Source organism: Streptomyces sp. NPDC041108, from assembly GCF_055592645.1.
The window spans coordinates 985,643-1,001,859 of sequence record NZ_JBVIYK010000001.1 but is presented as its reverse complement, the minus strand read 5'-3'; the positions used below and the strand labels follow the sequence as shown (position 1 = coordinate 1,001,859).

12 protein-coding genes are annotated in these 16,217 nt (G+C 71.8%); 7 read left to right on the top strand and 5 right to left on the bottom strand.

The genetic code is table 11. The annotated features are described in order from the left end of the window. The first annotated feature begins 207 nt into the window (after positions 1-207). Positions 208-615: a hypothetical protein gene (locus ACZ6BB_RS04220; RefSeq protein WP_471613769.1), complete on the top strand. Its 408-nt coding sequence runs from the start codon at positions 208-210 to the stop codon at positions 613-615. Positions 616-625: 10 nt separating this feature from the next. Here ACZ6BB_RS04220 and ACZ6BB_RS04215 read toward each other — a convergent pair whose 3' ends face one another. Further along, the gene (locus ACZ6BB_RS04215; protein ID WP_471613768.1) at positions 626-1,684 is read right to left on the bottom strand and encodes a LacI family DNA-binding transcriptional regulator; all 1,059 of its coding nucleotides are present in this window, start codon (positions 1,682-1,684) and stop codon (positions 626-628) included. A 152-nt stretch (positions 1,685-1,836) separates the two neighbouring features. Between ACZ6BB_RS04215 and ACZ6BB_RS04210 the strand changes: the two genes are divergently transcribed. After that, positions 1,837-2,712, top strand: a complete 876-nt coding sequence (locus tag ACZ6BB_RS04210; protein WP_471613767.1) for a hypothetical protein — start codon at positions 1,837-1,839, stop codon at positions 2,710-2,712. 33 nt (positions 2,713-2,745) lie between these two features. Here ACZ6BB_RS04210 and ACZ6BB_RS04205 read toward each other — a convergent pair whose 3' ends face one another. After that, on the bottom strand, positions 2,746-3,798 hold the full coding sequence (locus tag ACZ6BB_RS04205; protein WP_471614118.1) for a multicopper oxidase domain-containing protein: 1,053 nt from the start codon (positions 3,796-3,798) through the stop codon (positions 2,746-2,748). Positions 3,799-3,997: 199 nt separating this feature from the next. On the opposite strand from ACZ6BB_RS04205, the gene ACZ6BB_RS04200 reads away from it, so the two are divergent. The 3 genes from ACZ6BB_RS04200 (at position 3,998) to ACZ6BB_RS04190 (ending at position 10,917) form a co-directional block, all read left to right on the top strand. Continuing rightward, complete coding sequence (locus tag ACZ6BB_RS04200; protein ID WP_471613766.1) at positions 3,998-6,478, top strand: ThuA domain-containing protein; 2,481 nt, start codon at positions 3,998-4,000, stop codon at positions 6,476-6,478. Continuing rightward, entirely contained in the window at positions 6,478-8,682 is a 2,205-nt protein-coding gene (locus tag ACZ6BB_RS04195) for an OmpL47-type beta-barrel domain-containing protein (protein ID WP_471613765.1), read from the top strand. Before ACZ6BB_RS04200 ends, ACZ6BB_RS04195 begins: the two co-directional genes overlap by 1 nt. 105 nt (positions 8,683-8,787) lie before the next feature. Next, complete coding sequence (locus ACZ6BB_RS04190; protein ID WP_471613764.1) at positions 8,788-10,917, top strand: HEAT repeat domain-containing protein; 2,130 nt, start codon at positions 8,788-8,790, stop codon at positions 10,915-10,917. A 57-nt stretch (positions 10,918-10,974) separates the two neighbouring features. Here the strand turns inward: ACZ6BB_RS04190 and ligD are convergent, their stop codons facing one another. Next, positions 10,975-11,985 (bottom strand): non-homologous end-joining DNA ligase, encoded by a 1,011-nt coding sequence (ligD, locus tag ACZ6BB_RS04185; protein ID WP_471613763.1) that lies wholly within the window; start codon positions 11,983-11,985, stop codon positions 10,975-10,977. Between the two features lie 88 nt (positions 11,986-12,073). On the opposite strand from ligD, the gene ACZ6BB_RS04180 reads away from it, so the two are divergent. Next, a complete protein-coding gene (locus ACZ6BB_RS04180) occupies positions 12,074-13,150 on the top strand; it encodes an ATP-dependent DNA ligase (protein WP_471613762.1) in 1,077 nt (358 codons plus the stop codon). A gap of 56 nt (positions 13,151-13,206) precedes the next feature. Here ACZ6BB_RS04180 and ACZ6BB_RS04175 read toward each other — a convergent pair whose 3' ends face one another. Continuing rightward, complete coding sequence (locus ACZ6BB_RS04175) at positions 13,207-14,397, bottom strand: zinc-dependent alcohol dehydrogenase (RefSeq protein ID WP_471613761.1); 1,191 nt, start codon at positions 14,395-14,397, stop codon at positions 13,207-13,209. 130 nt (positions 14,398-14,527) lie between these two features. On the opposite strand from ACZ6BB_RS04175, the gene ACZ6BB_RS04170 reads away from it, so the two are divergent. Beyond that, a complete protein-coding gene (locus tag ACZ6BB_RS04170; protein ID WP_471613760.1) occupies positions 14,528-15,523 on the top strand; it encodes a DUF3048 domain-containing protein in 996 nt (331 codons plus the stop codon). A gap of 2 nt (positions 15,524-15,525) precedes the next feature. On the opposite strand, the gene ACZ6BB_RS04165 is transcribed toward ACZ6BB_RS04170, so the two are convergent. Beyond that, a complete protein-coding gene (locus ACZ6BB_RS04165) occupies positions 15,526-15,987 on the bottom strand; it encodes a MarR family winged helix-turn-helix transcriptional regulator (protein ID WP_471613759.1) in 462 nt (153 codons plus the stop codon). Positions 15,988-16,217 lie beyond the last annotated feature (230 nt).

Below are 16,217 nucleotides of genomic sequence, written 5' to 3'. Positions count from 1 at the left end.
CCGGCCATCGAAGATCTTCCTCGCCGGGCGAACCGGTGACGGGGGGACACGCACCACGGCACGCTGCCGCGCCGGCGACACCTGCACCCGTCCGTCCCGAGCGGGGACTCCGCGGAACGTGCCGCGGGACGCCGGGGCATCCAGGGAGGGAATCCTGTGAGGAAAGGCTTCGTATACACGGCACTGGTCACCGTGGTCGCAGCGACGATGAATCTGACCACTCTGACCGGTCCGGCAGCGGCGGAAACCTGTGGAACTCCGGGCTGCGGCGGGGAGGTCGACAACAACACCAACGCCTACGTGTCCATCTCCAACTGCTGGGCCGACTCCTACGGCACCTGGGAGAACGGCGACAACCTGCCGTGCCACGGCAACCCGGTGCGGGTGGGCAACATGGAAAAGGCGCGGGTCTGGCTGTCCCCCGGGCAGCGGGAGGACAACTACTCGTACTTCTACGACACCGATGCCGTGAGATTCCCGAAGGACTGCAAGACCTACTACCACTGGTGGGGCCAGTCGAGGGAAGCGAAGTCGGAGGACCGCCGTGGCAAGGACGCCATCTGGCGGAAGATCACCAGCGCCGACCACTTCTACTTCGACCGGGTCGTCTGCTGAGCCGGAGCTCCTACGCGGAGGCGCGTCGCACCAACGTGGTCGGCAGGACCACGCTGGTCGGCGCGCCGACCGGTGTCCGGCCCGCCTGTCGGTCGGCGACTCGCCGCTCCAGCCCCCGGAGCAGCAGCCGGGCCATCAACCGGCCCATCTCCTCGATGTCCTGACGGATCGTCGTCAGCGGCGGTTCGGAGTGCTCGGCCACCGGCAGCATGTCGTCGAATCCGACCACGGCGACGTCCTCGGGCACCCGCCGCCCCCGCTCCCGCAGCACGCGCAGCGCCCCGGCCGCCGACACGTCGTTGGCGGCGAACACCGCGTCCACCTCCGGGCAGCGGTCGAGGAGTGCCCGCATCGCGCGCTCCCCGCCCGCCGGGGTGAAGTCGCCCTCCTCGATCAGCCGGGGGTCGGCGTCCACCATGACGTCCCGGAACCCGTCGAGCCGGTCCACCGCGGAGGTCTGGTCGAGAGGCCCGGTGATGTGGGCGATCCGGGTGCGGCCGAGGCCGACGAGATGGCGTACCGCGTCCCGGGCGCCGCCCCGGTTGTCGCTGTCGACGTACACGGTGGGCGTGTCGCCGCGCGCGCCGTCCGCCCAGCCGGGCCGGCCGCCGAACACGGTCGGGACGCCGGCGCCCCGGATCAGCCCCGGCAGCGGGTCGTCCAGGTGCAGCGAGAAGACCAGCGCCCCGTCGACGTGCCCGCCGGCGAGATACCGGCCCACGCGCGCGTAGTCCTCCGGGCCTTCGGTGAGCAGCAGGACGAGTTGGGAGTCGTGCGCGGTCAACTCCTTGCTGATGCCCCGGAGTTGCAGCGCGAAGAAGGGGTCGGCGAAGACCCTGGTCTCCGGTTCGGCGATCACCACGGCCACGGCGTCGTGCCGCCGGGTGACGAGGCTGCGGGCCGCCTGGTTCGGCACGTACCCGAGTTCCTCGACCGCCCTGCGCACCCGCTCGACCAGTACCTCCCGCACGCCCTCGCCCCCGTTGACCACCCGCGAGACCGTCGCCCTGGACACCCCGGCCCGCGCGGCCACGGCCTCCAACGTGGGGCGCGACGCTGTCTCGGTCACTGGGGTCTCTCCTCCGGGGCGGGTGCGATCAGGATAGCCCCGGAGAGAAACCGTTGAGAGCGCTCCCTGATCATCGGCCGGCGCGGCCGAAATCCCATTGCGCGACGGGCCGTCGGTGCCCGAGGATCCCCGGATGACCATGAGAAAGGCCCATGAGGGCTGAGCGCCTGTCCCCGTACGCCCGCCTCCCGCGCGCGTACCGCGACCTTCACCTCCGACACAGCACGGTCGACGCCTTCGGTGGTGCCCACTGGCTGCTGACCGAGCACGCGAAACCTTCGGCGCCGTACGACGCCGTGGTCGTCACGGTCGCGGACTGCGGCTCCCACGCGACAGGGCTCGGCCCGGTGTCGGCCCGTTTTCCCCTGCTCGACGCCCTTCCGGACGGCGGCTTCGTCGTCGCCGACTCACGCAGCCGTGACGGTACCGACCAGGTGCAGATCTTCGACCCGCTGGGCCGCCCCTCGTGGGCGTTCGGCGTGGGCGACGGCATCGAGCACCTGCTGACCGACGAAGCCGGTGATCTGTGGATCGGCTACTTCGACGAGGGCGTCTTCGGCGACCCGCTGAGCGCGCCGGGCGCACGCCGCTGGAGCAGCACGGGCACCCCGCTGTGGGCGTACCGGCCACCGCCGGGTGTCGGCCACATCGCCGACTGCTACGCCCTCAATGTGGGCCGTGCCGCGACCTGGGTGTACCCCTACACAGGGTTCCCACTGGTGGAGATCCGGGGCGACGGCCCGGCCCGGGCACGTACCACGGGGGTGCGCGGCGCGAGGGGCGTGGCCGTGCACGAGGACCGGGTCGCGTTCCTCGGCGGCTACCGGGGCGCCCACGACCTGCTCACCCTGGCGCGCCTCACCGACTCTTCCGTCGAGACCACCCGCACGGCGCCGTTGACCCGCCCGGACGGCGCCCCCGTGCGCCGAAGGCGCCGGGTCGTGAGCCGGGGGTCGCGGCTGTACGTCCAGGAGGAGCCGTACGCCGAGTGGTTCGTGTTCGATGTCGAGGCGTCCTGGGCGGAGTGAGCCCTTGCGGGCGTCGCCCGTCCTGCCCGTGTCTCAGTGGTGGTAGGAGATCCCGGCCGAGCCGGCCCCGTCCGTCGAGCCGGCCGCCTCCGGATCGGCGGCCGTGTGCGGATCGGCGGCCGTGTGCGGCTTGTGCGGCTCGTACCCCGGGATCGTCCCGTCCGTCTTGCGCACCAGGAACAGGCCCGCCATGCCCATGTCCGAGTGGCTCTGGACGTGGCAGTGGTACATCCAGGCGCCGGCCCCGACGCCCTCGCCCGCGATGACCTGGAAGCCGAAGGAGTCGGCGGGGCCGACGATCTTGTTGTCGACGACCTGGCTGGGGTCGTCGGGGCCGGTGAGTGTGCCGGTGCGGTTGTCGGCCCAGCGGTGACCGTGCAAATGGAAGGTGTGGTAGTACTCGCCGTGCGTGATGACGACGAACTCGACGCGGTCACCGACGGTGGCGTCGAAGTCGGGGCCGGTGTGGGCGGGCTTGTTGTTGATGCGCAGGTCGTTGAAGACGACCGTGACCGTCTTGTCCGGCAGGACGTCGCCCTTGCGGCGGACGACGACCGGACCGTAGAGACCCTTGCGGATGCCGCCCGTGCCGTGTTCGGTGCCGACGGCGTGGTCGTGGTAGTGCCAGTAGCCGGCGCTGCCCGGACGCCAGGTGCCGTCCGGACGGGTGCCGGGGGCGTGGGTGCGCCAGGTGTAGGTGCGGGTGCCGCCGGGCTCGACCTCGCTCCTGTTCAGCTTGGTGCCGTCGCTGGAGGTCTCGTAGTCGAGGCCGTGGACGTGCAGGCTCGCCGTCACGTCCATCGTGTTCTCGAACTCGATGTGCAGCGTGTCGCCCTCGTTCAGCTCGATCAGCGGGCCCGGTACGGAGGCTTTGCCCTTCTCCAGTCCGTAGCCCATCTGCCCGTCGGCCAGCTTCTCGGCGTACATCTTGACGTGCTTGACCTCACCGCCCGCCGGAGCCCTCCTCGCCTTGGCGGCGGCGCTCACGGCCTCGGGGGCAGCGACGGTGTCGATGGCCACGGACAACGATGTCGCGGCGGCCGCGCCGCCCAGCAGCACCCGCCGGTTGAAGCCTCGTCTGTCCATCGCGTCCATGCGGAACTCCCCACGCTCATACGGATCTTGCAGAGACGCACCTGTGATCAACCTGTGTGACGGTAGCGGCACGCCAGCCGTTTCTCCACACCCGGGACAAAGTTCGCACCATTCCGGTCATAGGTCTTGGCGAGCCGCTCAAATGGGGGCTAGCTTCCATGGCGCTGTTGCTGTGACCGAGGAGGTGCCCATGTACTTACGAGGGTTGAGCGACACCAGGAGACGGGCCTGGGCGGCCACGCTGACCGCTTCGGTCGTCGCCGCGGGGCTCCTGTCGGGCCCCGCGGCCCATGCGGGCCAGGCGCCGGAACCGCAGCTGACAACGATGTCGATCACCTCGCCGCCGGGCGGCTCCGGCCCCCGGGTACTGATCTTCCACGGCTCCGCGGCGGCCGGGGACGAGTCGCCCGTGGTGAACGCCGGGATCGAGGCGATCGAGCGGATCGGTCTGTCGGGGCCGGTCTCCGAGCGGTTCGAGGTCGTCGCCACCGGCGACGCGTCCGTCTTCACCGACGCGAGCCGGCTGAGCGGGTTCAACTCCGTCGTCTTCCTCACCGGCGGCGGAGACGTCCTCGATCCCGAGCAGGAGGCGGGGCTGGAGAGCTACATGGAGGCGGGCGGCGGTTTCGTCGGCGTCCATGACGCGGCCCGCGCCGAGCCGTACTCGGACTGGTTCACTGGCCTGATCGGTGCCCGCCCGGCCGCGTCCGGCCCGACGGCCGTACAGCGGGCGACCGTCGAGGTCGGCGACCGGAGGCATCCGGCCACCAAGGACCTGCCCGTGCAGTGGAAGCGGCCGGACAAGTGGCTCAACTGGACCAAGAACCCCTCCGGCACCGTGCACACCGTGGCCCGGGTCCGCGAGTCCACGTACCAGCCGGGAGCGAGCGCCAACGGCTGGGACCATCCGGTGAGCTGGTGCCGGGACTACGACGGCGGCCGCTCCTTCTACACGGCGATGGGCGGAACAGTCTCGGCGTACGACGAGAGCGACTTCCGCGGCCATCTGCGCGGCGCCCTGCTGTGGACGTCCCGGCTGGCCCGCGCCGACTGCAAGGCCACCATCGACGCCAATTACAAGGCCGAGCGGCTGACCCGGCCCAACCAGCCGGGGCAGAACGACCAGATCGGCGAGCCGCACGGCCTGGTCACCGCACCCGACGGACGGGTCCTCTACATCGGCCGGGGCGGCGCCGACTCGTCCCGGCCGGTGGTCACCGACTGGAACAGCCCCGACATCGGCAAGGGCAGGGGCGAGATCCACGTCTACGACCCGAGGACGAAGAAGGTCACCCTCGCGGGCGCGCTCACCGTCTTCGGCAACAAGGGCGGCGGCGACGAGCTGATCAAGGTGGAGGAGGGACTGCTGGGCATCGAGCTGGACCCGGGCTTCCAGCAGAACGGCTGGGTGTACCTGCACTACACACCGCACTCCCGGATCGACCGCGACAGCCGGACGGCCGAGCGCCGCGTCTCCCGCTTCACCCTCGACCTCGCGACGAACAAGCTGGACCTGGGCAGCGAGAAGACGCTGCTCAAGTGGCCGGTGCAGATCCACAGCTGCTGTCACGCGGGCGGCGGGATGACCTGGGACTCCAAGGGCAACCTGTACATCGCGACCGGGGACAACAACTCCAGCGGGTTCAGCGGCGGTTACTCCGGCAACAACCCCGAACCGAACTACAAGGGGCTGTCGTTCGCCGACGCGCGCCGCACCGCCGGCAACACCAACAACCTCAACGGCAAGATCCTGCGCATCCATCCGGAGCCCGACGGCACCTACACCCTGCCCCCGGGCAACCTCTTCACCGGCCGCGAGACCGCCGAGGGCGGCGGCAAGACACGCGGCGAGATCTATGTGATGGGCGTCAGGAACCCCGCCCGGATCTTCGTCGACCGGCAGACCGACGTCCTCTACGCCGGCTGGGTCGGCCCGGACGCGGGCACGCCGTCGACGACCTGGGGTCCGGCGAAGTACGACACGTTCGCCGCGATCACCGAGGCCGGCAACCGGGGCTGGCCGTACTGCATGGGCAACAAGCAGCCCTACCGGGACCGCAATCTGCCGGACCCGTCGAAGCCGCTGGGCTGGTACGACTGCGACCACCCGAAGAACGAGTCCCCGAACAACGACGGGCTCGTCAACCTGCCCCCGGTGACCGGCAACAACATCTGGTACTCGCCGCAGGGCGGCGCCCCCGACTTCCCCCGGGACGCGAGCGGCCTGCCCTCGTACAAGAACGAGGAGGCCACGTACCTGCTGCCGTGGCTCAAGGGCGGCGGCCAGGCCACGATGAACGGGCCGGTCTACCGGTACTCCGCCTCGGGTGACGACTCGCTCCGCTGGCCCGCCTACTGGGACGGCAAGTGGTTCGTCGGCGACTTCTACGACGCCGACCAGCCGCGCCACGCGGTGGTCATGGATCCGAAGAACCAGGGCAGCGGCGGACTCCCGGTCCACGCGGAGTCGCTGAAGAAGATCGTGCCGGTCGGGGCCGACGGCATCAGGAACCTCATGGACTGGAAGTTCGGACCGGACGGCGCGCTGTACGTCCTCGACTACGGACGCGGCTTCTTCACCTCGGACGCCAGGTCGGCGCTGTGGCGCGTCACCTACACGGGCGGCGGTCCGACGCCGGCGGCCGGCGAACTGGCGAGGAAGGCGGAGTGATGGGGAACAGACGTGTGTGGGCGGTCCTGCTGGCTGCCCTGCTGACGGTGGCGGGGCTGACGTCGACGCCCGCGTCCGGCCGTACGGAGGGCTCGCGGGAGCGGGCCGCCGCCCAGGTGCTGACCTGGACCGCCGGTGACGACATCACCAAGTACCCGACCGCCCCGCAGACCGCCGTGGCGGGCCCCGCCACCATCGTCTTCGAGAACAGCAGGGCGACCGGCAACACCATGGGGATGCCGCACACCCTGACGTTCGACGTCTCCGACCCGGAGTACAACAACGACGTGCCGCTGAACATCCTCGCCAACCCCGGCGACGACCAGGGCGGCCGGCACACCGCCGAGGTCACGCTCACCCCGGGCCGCTACCGCTACTACTGCACGATCCCCGGGCACGGTCAGATGCAGGGCATCCTCGTGGTGACGGAGGGGACGGGGGAGGACACCACCGCGCCGGAGACGTCGGCCGAGGTCGCCGGGACGCAGAACTCCGGGGGCGCGTACGTCGGTTCGGCGTCGGTGACCGTGCGGGCGACCGACACGGGCGGCTCCGGGGTCGAGCGGGTCGAGTACGCGCTCGGCGACACCGGCGCCTGGCTGCCGTACACCACGCCCGTGGTGATCGACCGGGTCGGCACGCACAAGGTCCGCTACCGGGCGGTCGACAGGGCGGGCAACACGGCGGCCGAGAAGAGCGTCGGGTTCACCGTCGTGGCGCCGCCGACGGACGACACGACCGCGCCGGAGACCTCGGCGACCGTGACCGGCGAGAAGAACCCGCAGGGCGACTACGTGTCCATGGCGACGGTCACCGTCTCCGCGTCGGACACCGGATCGGGCGTCAACACCATCGAGTACGCGCTCGGCGACTCGGGGGCCTGGCGGCCGTACACCGCACCCGTGATGGTGCACGAGACCGGCACGCACAAGGTGCGGTACCGGGCCACGGACAAGGCGGGGAACGTCGCGGCGGAGAAGAACGTCGGCTTCACCGTCGTGGCACCGCCCGCCGACGACAGGACTCCCCCGGTGACGGGCGCGACCGTCGAGGGCGAGCGGAACTCCGCCGGCGCGTACCTCAGGAGCGCGAAGGTCACCGTCAGCGCGACCGACCACGGCGGCTCGGGCGTCGCCGCGATCGAGTACTCGCTGGACGGCGGCCCCTATCTCGCCTACACCGCGCCCGTGGTGGTCGATCGCGCGGGCACCCACACGGTGACCTACCGGGCGAGCGACAGGGCGGGCAACACGGCCGCCGCGCGCTCGGTGAGCTTCACCGTCGTCGCGGGCGGCGGGGTTCCCGCCCCCAACTGCGCCGAGTACGACGAGCGGTTGACGGTCTTCGTCGGCACGGTCGACTCGGGAGTGCCGAACCGGGTCACCGACAACCGGTGCCGCATCAACGAGTTGATCGAGGACGAGAAGGAGTGGACGTCCCACGCCCTGTTCCTGAAGCACGTGGACACCGTCCTCGGCAAGCTGCTCAGGGACGGGGTCGTCGACGCGCGCGAGCACACCGCCGTGCGGGAGGCGGCGCAGGAGTCCGGCATCGGCAGGCCCGGACAGACGGAGGGCTACCGCACGATCCTCGACGGCACGGCCGAGTCGTTCGCCAAGTGGCAGCAGGTGGGCGGCGGTTCGTTCGCACGGAACACCGACGGCTCGATCACCTCCGGCACCACGAGGGCCGGGCTCGGCATGCTGTGGTTCCCCGAACGGAAGTACGGCGACTTCTCGCTGCGCCTGCAGTGGCGTGACGACGCCCCCGGCACGGGCAACGCCAACTCCGGTGTGTTCGTACGCTTCCCCGGGGTCCACGACCACCCGGAGGAGTCGCGGCCGGAGTGGGTCGCCATCAAGTACGGCCATGAGGTCCAGGTCTTCGACCGGCCCGACGGCGACATGTACAAGACCGGGTCGGTGTACGGCTTCGACCGGGTGGGGCTCGCCGGCGCGGGCGTCACCCAGAAAGGCACCTGGAACGACTACGAGATCCGCGTGGTCGACCAGCACTACTCGGTCTACCGCAACGGCGTCCTGATCAACGAGTTCGACAACACCGGCGGCCAGGACTTCAGCCCGCCCCGCGCGGACGACCCGGGCACGGACGGGCGGCGGTTCGCCTCCGGCTACCTCGGCCTCCAGGTGCACGGCACGACGGACGTCGTCTCCTACCGGGACGTCAGGATCAAGGAGCTGTAGGGACTCCCCGGAGCCGCTCCGGCCCGACCGGCCCGTTGTCGGTGGCGTACGGCAAGCTGTGACCTGTGGCTGCCGTACGCCACTGCCGTGCGACGGGGAGGCTTTGTGCTCACGGGGATCGACGACGTCGACTGGGCGTCGATGGGGCATGCGTACACCGATTCGGCGACCGACGTCCCGGACCTGCTGCGGGGTCTGGCCTCGGACGACCCCGCCGAGCGGGACCTCGCGCTGGACGGCATGTACGGGGCGGTGCACCACCAGGGGAACGTGTACGACAGCACCGTGGCCTGCATCCCGTTCCTGTTCGAGCTGGCGTCGTGGGAGGGCCTCGCCGACCGCGCCGCGATCGTGTATCTGCTGGGCAGCATCGGGGGCGAGGGCGAGGAGAAGCCCGATCCGGAGGAGATCGGCGGCCTCTTCGAGGACGAGGAGGAGGACGCGGCGTACGTCCGGCCGTTCCTGGACGCCTGGGAGGGGGTCCGCGCGCGTGCGGACGTCTTCCTCGGGCTGCTCACCGACCCGGACCCCGAGGTACGGGCGGCGGCCGCCGCCTCGCTGGCCCGGCTGCACCCGGACCCGGTGCGGGCCTTCGCCGCGCTGAGGGCCCGGCTGCCGCACGAGCGGGACGCGGAGGCGCAGCTGGCCCTGGTGGACGCCGTCGGAGAGCTGGCGGTCGAGCACGGGGAAGGTGTGGCGGAGCGGGCGGGTCCCGTGCTGGGCGCGGCGGCCCGATCGGAGGACTGCGCCCCCGAGGCACGGCTGACCGCGCTCGATCACCTGGCGCGCTGCGCGCCGGGGTCGCTGCCGGAGGACACCGCGGAGATCGCCATCGCGGTGATGCGGCACGCGTACGAGCGGAAGACGTCCGCCGCCGGGACGGCTCGGCAGACGCCGGAGCGTCCCCGGACGCACACACTGGTGTCGCATCTGCGCGAGCTGGAAGCCGCACAGCACGCGGAGGCCGGCTCCGACGCGACCCCCGACGTCCTGCGCCGGCTGCACCGCGGCCTGGGGGACCGGACCGACCTACGGTTCCCGCTGCTGATCGACCAGCTCGGCAGCCCCGACCGGGAGCGGCGCATGCGGGCGATCGCCATGTGCGGCGAGGTGCTGCGGGGTTGGCGGGCCCCGGACGACGAACCGGTGACCGCGCTCGCCCGGCAGCTGCGCGAGCCGGAACTCCCGCTGTGCCGAGCCGCGTTGGGGCAGCTGCGCGATCTCGCCCCGATCACCGGTGTCGTGACCGATGAGGTGGTCTCCTTCCTCATGGAGTTCTCGGCGGGCACCCGGGGCGACGAGAGCGGCCTGTCCTGGGACGACATGGCGTTCGGCAGGGCCATCGACCTGCTCGCGCTCCGGGGCGACGAGCGCGTGGTGAACGCGGTGGGGTCCGTGGTGGGCCGGCTCCCGGAACCACCGGCGAATCTCCAACGGTGGCTGCGGGCGTTCGACCCCGAGATCGCCGCCGAGCTGGGACCCGTGCTGCACGACCGGCTCGCCGCGCTCGGACCGGACGACCGGAGCAGCACCGGGGACCGGCTCGTCGGCGGGCTGGGTCTCATCGCGCACGCCGAGTCGCTGGATCTGCTCGTCGGACGGCTCCGGGCAGGCGGGGGCAGCGGAACGACGCGGCGGTGCGTGCTGCGCGCCCTGTCCCGCTACGGCGAGGCGGCGTCCGGAACGGCGCCGCTGCTGCGGGAGTTGACCCGGGACGCCGGGTCCCCCGACGACCGTCTGGCTGCGGCCCACGCCCTGTGGGCGACGACCGGGGACACCGCGACGGCGCTGCCCGCCCTGCGGTCCGGTCTGGAGTCCGGCGACCGGGCCGTCCGCGACCTCGCCCTGCGGCTGCTCGGCTCCCTGGGGCCGGCGGCGGCGCCCCTGAGCGACGTCCTGCGCACGGCGGACGGGACCGCCCGCGCCGCGATCGCCCTCTGGCAGGTGACCGCCGACACCGAGGCGGCACTGCCGCGCCTGCTGCACCACTGGACCGCCGACCCGGGGTTCCGGCCGTCCCTCGCGGCCTGCCTCGCCGAGATGGGCGCCGCCGCGGCACCGGCGCTTCCCCTGCTGCGGGCGGAGCTGGCGTCACCGCGCCGCCATCACCACGACGGGTCCGCCGACTCCGGCCAGGACATCACGGCCGACGAGGAACTGCTGAGGGACTGCCGCCGCATGGTCACGGCCCTGGAGACCGGCGCGGGGACCGGCCCGGAAGGGAGCACTGCGTGACAGGCGGGGCACCTCCTCCCCCGTCACCCGTACCACCCGCGCGCCACGAGCGGCGCGTCAGTCCTTCTTGGCCCTGCTCGGCTGCACCCGCTTCGGCTCGCCCGGCATCTTCGGGTACTCCGGCGGATACGGCAGATCCCCGAGGCCGTGGTCGTGTTCGTCCCGTGCCGCCAGTTCCAGCAGCGCTTCCAGCGAGAACGCGTGCTCGTCCATGTCGGCGTGGACGTCCCCCACCTCGGCGAAACGTGACGGCATGGTCCCCAGGTCGAAGTCGCGCGGCGCGGCGGCCCCGACCTCGTCCCAGGTGAGGGGGGCGGAGACGGGCGCGTGCGGGTGGGGCCGTACGGAGTACGCGGAGGCGATGGTGCGGTCGCGGGCGGTCTGGTTGTAGTCGACGAAGATCTTCGCGCCGCGTTCCTCCTTCCACCAGGCCGTGGTCACCTGCTCGGGCATCCGGCGCTCCAGTTCGCGGGCCACGGCGATGGCGGACCGGCGCACCTGGGTGAAGGTCCAGTCGGGCCGGATCGGCACGAAGACGTGCAGGCCCCGGCCGCCGGAGGTCTTGGGCCAGCCGCGCAGCCCGCCGTACTCGTGCAGCACCTCGCGCAGCTCGTGCGCCGCGCGGACCGCGTCCGCGTAGTCGGTACCGGGCTGGGGGTCGAGGTCGATCCGGAGTTCGTCGGGGCGGTCGACGTCGGCGCGGCGGACCGGCCACGGGTGGAAGGTGAGCGTGCCGAACTGGGCGGCCCACACGACGGCGGCGACCTCGGTGGGGCACATCTCGTCGGCGCTGCGGCCGCTGGGGAAGGTGATGTGGGCGGTGGGGATCCAGTCGGGCATGTTCTTGGGGGCCCGCTTCTGGAAGAAGTTCTCGCCCGTCACCCCCTCCGGGTAGCGCTCCAGCGTGGTGGGCCGGTCGCGCAGGGCGCGCAGGATGCCGGGGCCCACGGCGATGTAGTACCGGGCGAGGTCCAGCTTGGTGAAGCCGCGCTCCGGGAAGAAGACCTTCCCCGGGCTGGACAGCCGTACCGTCCGCCCCGCCGCCTCCAGCTCCACCGCTTCGCCCATGCGAGCCACGGTAGGCGGAGCGGCGGAAAGCCGCATACCCGGCGTATCCCACCGCGCGGCGCCCGGACCGCGGTCGCAGAATCGGAGCATGGATCTGCCGGTGATGCCGCCCGTGAAACCGATGCTCGCCAAGTCCGTGGCGAAGATCCCGCCGGCCATGCACTACGAGGCGAAGTGGGACGGGTTCCGGGCGATCGTGTTCCGCGACGGCGCCGAGGTGGAGATCGGCAGCCGTACGGGCAAGACGCTGACCAGGTACTTCCCCGAACTGGTCGCAGCCCTGCGCGAGCGGTTGCCGGAGCGCTGTGTGATGGACGGCGAGGTCGTCATCGTGCGGGGCGGGCACCTGGACTTCGACGCCCTGACCGAGCGCATCCACCCCGCCGACTCCCGCGTCCGGATGCTGGCGGAGACGACTCCGGCCTCCTTCGTGGCCTTCGACATGCTCGCCCTGCACGACGAGTCGCTGCTCGACGTCCCGCTCACCGACCGGCGCGCGCTGCTGGAGCTGGCCCTGTCCGGGGTGACGGCCCCGGTGCACGTGGCTCCGGCGACCACGGATCGCGAGCTGGCGGAGCGGTGGTTCGAGCAGTACGAGGGGGCGGGCCTGGACGGGGTGATCGCCAAGCCGCTCGATCTGCGCTACCGGCAGGACGAGCGGGCCATGTTCAAGATCAAGCACGAGCGGACGGCGGACGTGGTGGTGGCCGGTTACCGCTTCCACAAGAGCGGGCCGGTCGTCGGCTCCCTGCTCCTGGGCCTGTACGACGCCGGCGGCGCCCTCCAGCACATCGGCGTCTGCGCCGCCTTCACGATGAAGCGGCGCGCGGAACTGGTGGCGGAGCTGGAGCCGTGGCGCATGGAGGACGCCGGGGAGCACCCCTGGGCGGCCTGGTCCGAGGAGGCGGCGCACGAGACGGCCCGGCTGCCGGGGGCGCCGAGCCGGTGGTCGGCGAAGAAGGACTTCTCCTGGGTGCCGCTGCGGCCCGAGCGGGTCGCCGAGGTCGCGTACGACCACATGGAGAACGGCGTCCGCTTCCGCCACACGGCCCGCTTTCGCCGCTGGCGCCCGGACCGCACGGCGGAGAGCTGCACCTACGGGCAGCTGGAGGAGCCGGTCACCTACGACCTGGCGGAGATCCTCGGCCCCGGCACCGGACCCTGACGGCCTCCGCCCCGGCGCCGTGGCCGCCCGTCGAGGCCCGGCGCCGGGGCCGCCCGTCAGGGCTCCATGACGACCTTGATCGCCCCGTCCTCCTTGCGCTGGAACATCTCGTACGCGTGCGGCGCGTCGGCGAGCGGCACCCGGTGGGTGGCGAAGTCGTCGACACCGAGGGGGTCACCGTCGGTGAGGAAGGGCAGGATGTCGTCGGTCCAGGTGCGGACGTTCGCCTGGCCCATGCGCAGCCGGATCTGCTTGTCGAACATGGTCAGCAGCGGCAGCGGGTCGGCCTTGCCGCCGTACACACCGGAGAGCGAGATGGTGCCACCACGTCGTACGAGGTGGATGGCGGTGTAGAGGGCTGCCAGCCGGTCCACGCTGAAGTGCTCGGCGACGCGCGCGCCGATCGCGCGGGGCAGGTGCCCGGCGGTGTTCTGGACGAGCCGGGCGACCGCGCTCCCGTGCGCCTCGGTGCCGACGGCGTCGATCACGGAGTCGGGCCCACGTCCGGCCGTGCGGTCCTGGACCGCGCCGACCAGGTCCTTCTCGTCCTCGTAGTCCCGCAGGTCGAACGTCTCGACACCTCGCTCACGTGCCCGGCGCAGCCGCTCGGGCACCAGGTCGATCCCGAACACCTGCTCGGCACCGCGTTCCAGAGCCACCCGGCAGGCCATGTCCCCGATGGGGCCGAGGCCGAGCACGGCGACGCTGCCGCCGGGCGGGATGTGCGCGTACTCGACCGCCTGCCAGGCGGTGGGGAGCACGTCGGAGAGATACAGGAAGCGGTCGTCGGGCGGTCCCTGCGGCACCTTGATCGGGCCGAACTGTGCCTGGGGTACGCGCAGGTACTCGGCCTGGGCACCCGGGACCGCACCGTACAGCCGGGTGTAGCCGAAGAGGGCGGCCCCCATGCCCTCGCCGGTGCACTGGGTGGTCTCGCACTGGGTGGGAAGGCCGGTGAGACACATCCAGCAGGCGCCGCAGGCGATCTGGAACGGCACGACCACCCGGTCCCCGACCGCCAGGTCGGGCACTCCGGCGCCGACCTCCTCGACGATGCCCATGGGCTCGTGCCCGAGGATGTCGCCCGGCGTCATGAAGGGGGTGAGTACTTCGTACAGGTGCAGGTCGGAGCCGCAGAGCCCGGTGGACGTGATCCGGATGACCGCGTCCGTCGGCTCCTGGATCACCGGATCGGGCACGGTCTCCACGCGCACGTCCCGCTTGCCCTGCCACGTCACTGCCTTCATCGCGCCCACGCTCCGTTCCCTGTCTCGGTCGGCACGTTCCGCCCGGGTACCCGACACCTCACCCCCGAACCAGTCAGAAACGAACCGGTATGGCCATCCATCACCGGATAAGCGCACAATCGAAGACATCATGGACGAGACGAGCTCGACAGGCAGAAGACCGCGAGCGCGGGCGGGGCGCCGCGCGACGACGGGGGCACTGCTCGCCGCCCTGGCCGCGGCGGCCCTGCTGGCGGGCTGTACCGGCCCGGACGGCGACGGCGGGCACGGGCGCAGTGACGGCAGCGGCGACGACCGGGCCAGTGCGCCACCCGCGGGCTCCGTGCTCGCCGTGAAGATCGACAACGTCTCCGCCGCCCGCCCCCAGACCGGCCTCGACGGCGCCGACGTGGTCTACGCCGAGCAGGTCGAGGGCGGTCTCAGCCGGCTGATGGCCGTGTACGCGACGAAGTTCCCGGCGAGCGTCGGCCCGGTGCGCAGCGCCCGTGAGTCCGATCTGGAGCTGCTGCGCCAGTTCGACGAGCCGACCCTGGCCTTCTCCGGCGCGCAGAGCAAGCTCCTGCCGCTGATAGACCGGGCACCGCTGCACGCCAAGACCCCCGAGGACGCCGGTGACGCGTACTACCGCGGCGACGAGAAGCCGGTCCCGCACAACCTGTATCTGCGCCCCGTGAAGCTGGTCGGCCCGCCGCCCGGCGCCGACGCCCTGACCACCGGCTTCCGCTACGGTCCCGCCCCCGACGGCGGCACGCCCGAGGACTCCCGCACCGTTCGCTATCCGGCGGCCCGCTTCACCTTCACCTGGTCCGGCGACAGCCACCGCTGGCAGGTCTCGATGGACGGCACCCCGACGATCACCACGGACGGCGCCCGGGTCGCCCCGGCCACGGTCGTCGTCCAGCACGTGACGATCCGCGCGTCCCGCTTCCACGACTACCTGGGCAACAACACCCCGTACACACAGACGGTCGGCTCGGGGCGGGCGGAGGTCCTGCGGGACGGCCGCGCCTTCGACGCGCGCTGGGAGCGCCGGACCGCGACGGACGGCACGACCTTCACGACGACGGACGGCAAGCCTCTGGACTTCGCGCGAGGCCAGGTGTGGGTGGTGTACGTGAAGGCGTGAGACTACCGGGCGCCCGAGGGCTCGGCGGGGCTGCGCAGTTCCTCCGCCGCGTCGGCGACCCGCCGGATCAGCTCGAAGAACAGGTCCTGCTCGTCCGCCGACAGCGGCGCCAGGAAGACCTGGTTCATCCGGGCCGTCCGTACCGTGAGCCTGCGGTGCGTGCGCACGCCGTCCTCCGTGAGCCGGAGCAGGAACCGCCGCCCGTCCTGCGGATCGCGCACCTTGCCAAGGAGGCCCCGGCGCCCGAGCCGGCTGATGACCTCGGACATCGTGGAACGGTCGAGCCCCACCCGCTCCCCCACCGTGCGCTGGTCGAGCCCCGGCTCGGCGACGAGCGTGTTGAGGACGGCGAACTGCGGCGAGGTGATCTCCTCGGAGACCATCGCGTTCCACAGCAGGTAGTGGGCCTGCTGCAGCCGCCGGGCCAGGTGCCCGGGATGGGCGGAGAGGTCCACCGCGGCCATGTTCACTCCTCGGCTCGAATGAGTCGGACACCGTGCGCCGACGTCCATCAGCCATCAGCCATCAGCCATCAGCCATCAGCCATCAGCCATGGACGGCGATTCGTACGTGCACTGAATAATCATCCGACATCCGGCAGAGTGTGTCCAGATCCCCGCACACGAGTGACATCACTACGCTCACGGGCCTTGACGAGAGGACCGACGAGGTGGCAGCGTGAACGAAACTTCAC

Excerpts from the sequence above, each read along its gene's own strand:
- ACZ6BB_RS04220 (WP_471613769.1), top strand. The coding sequence starts at position 208 with ATGAATCTGACCACTCTGACCGGTCCGGCAGCGGCGGAAACCTGTGGA.
- ACZ6BB_RS04210 (WP_471613767.1), top strand. The coding sequence starts at position 1,837 with ATGAGGGCTGAGCGCCTGTCCCCGTACGCCCGCCTCCCGCGCGCGTAC.
- ACZ6BB_RS04205 (WP_471614118.1), bottom strand. The coding sequence starts at position 3,798 with ATGGACAGACGAGGCTTCAACCGGCGGGTGCTGCTGGGCGGCGCGGCC.
- ACZ6BB_RS04200 (WP_471613766.1), top strand. The coding sequence starts at position 3,998 with ATGTACTTACGAGGGTTGAGCGACACCAGGAGACGGGCCTGGGCGGCC.
- ACZ6BB_RS04195 (WP_471613765.1), top strand. The coding sequence starts at position 6,478 with ATGGGGAACAGACGTGTGTGGGCGGTCCTGCTGGCTGCCCTGCTGACG.
- ligD (WP_471613763.1), bottom strand. The coding sequence starts at position 11,985 with ATGGGCGAAGCGGTGGAGCTGGAGGCGGCGGGGCGGACGGTACGGCTG.
- ACZ6BB_RS04180 (WP_471613762.1), top strand. The coding sequence starts at position 12,074 with ATGGATCTGCCGGTGATGCCGCCCGTGAAACCGATGCTCGCCAAGTCC.
- ACZ6BB_RS04175 (WP_471613761.1), bottom strand. The coding sequence starts at position 14,397 with ATGAAGGCAGTGACGTGGCAGGGCAAGCGGGACGTGCGCGTGGAGACC.
- ACZ6BB_RS04170 (WP_471613760.1), top strand. The coding sequence starts at position 14,528 with ATGGACGAGACGAGCTCGACAGGCAGAAGACCGCGAGCGCGGGCGGGG.
- ACZ6BB_RS04165 (WP_471613759.1), bottom strand. The coding sequence starts at position 15,987 with ATGGCCGCGGTGGACCTCTCCGCCCATCCCGGGCACCTGGCCCGGCGG.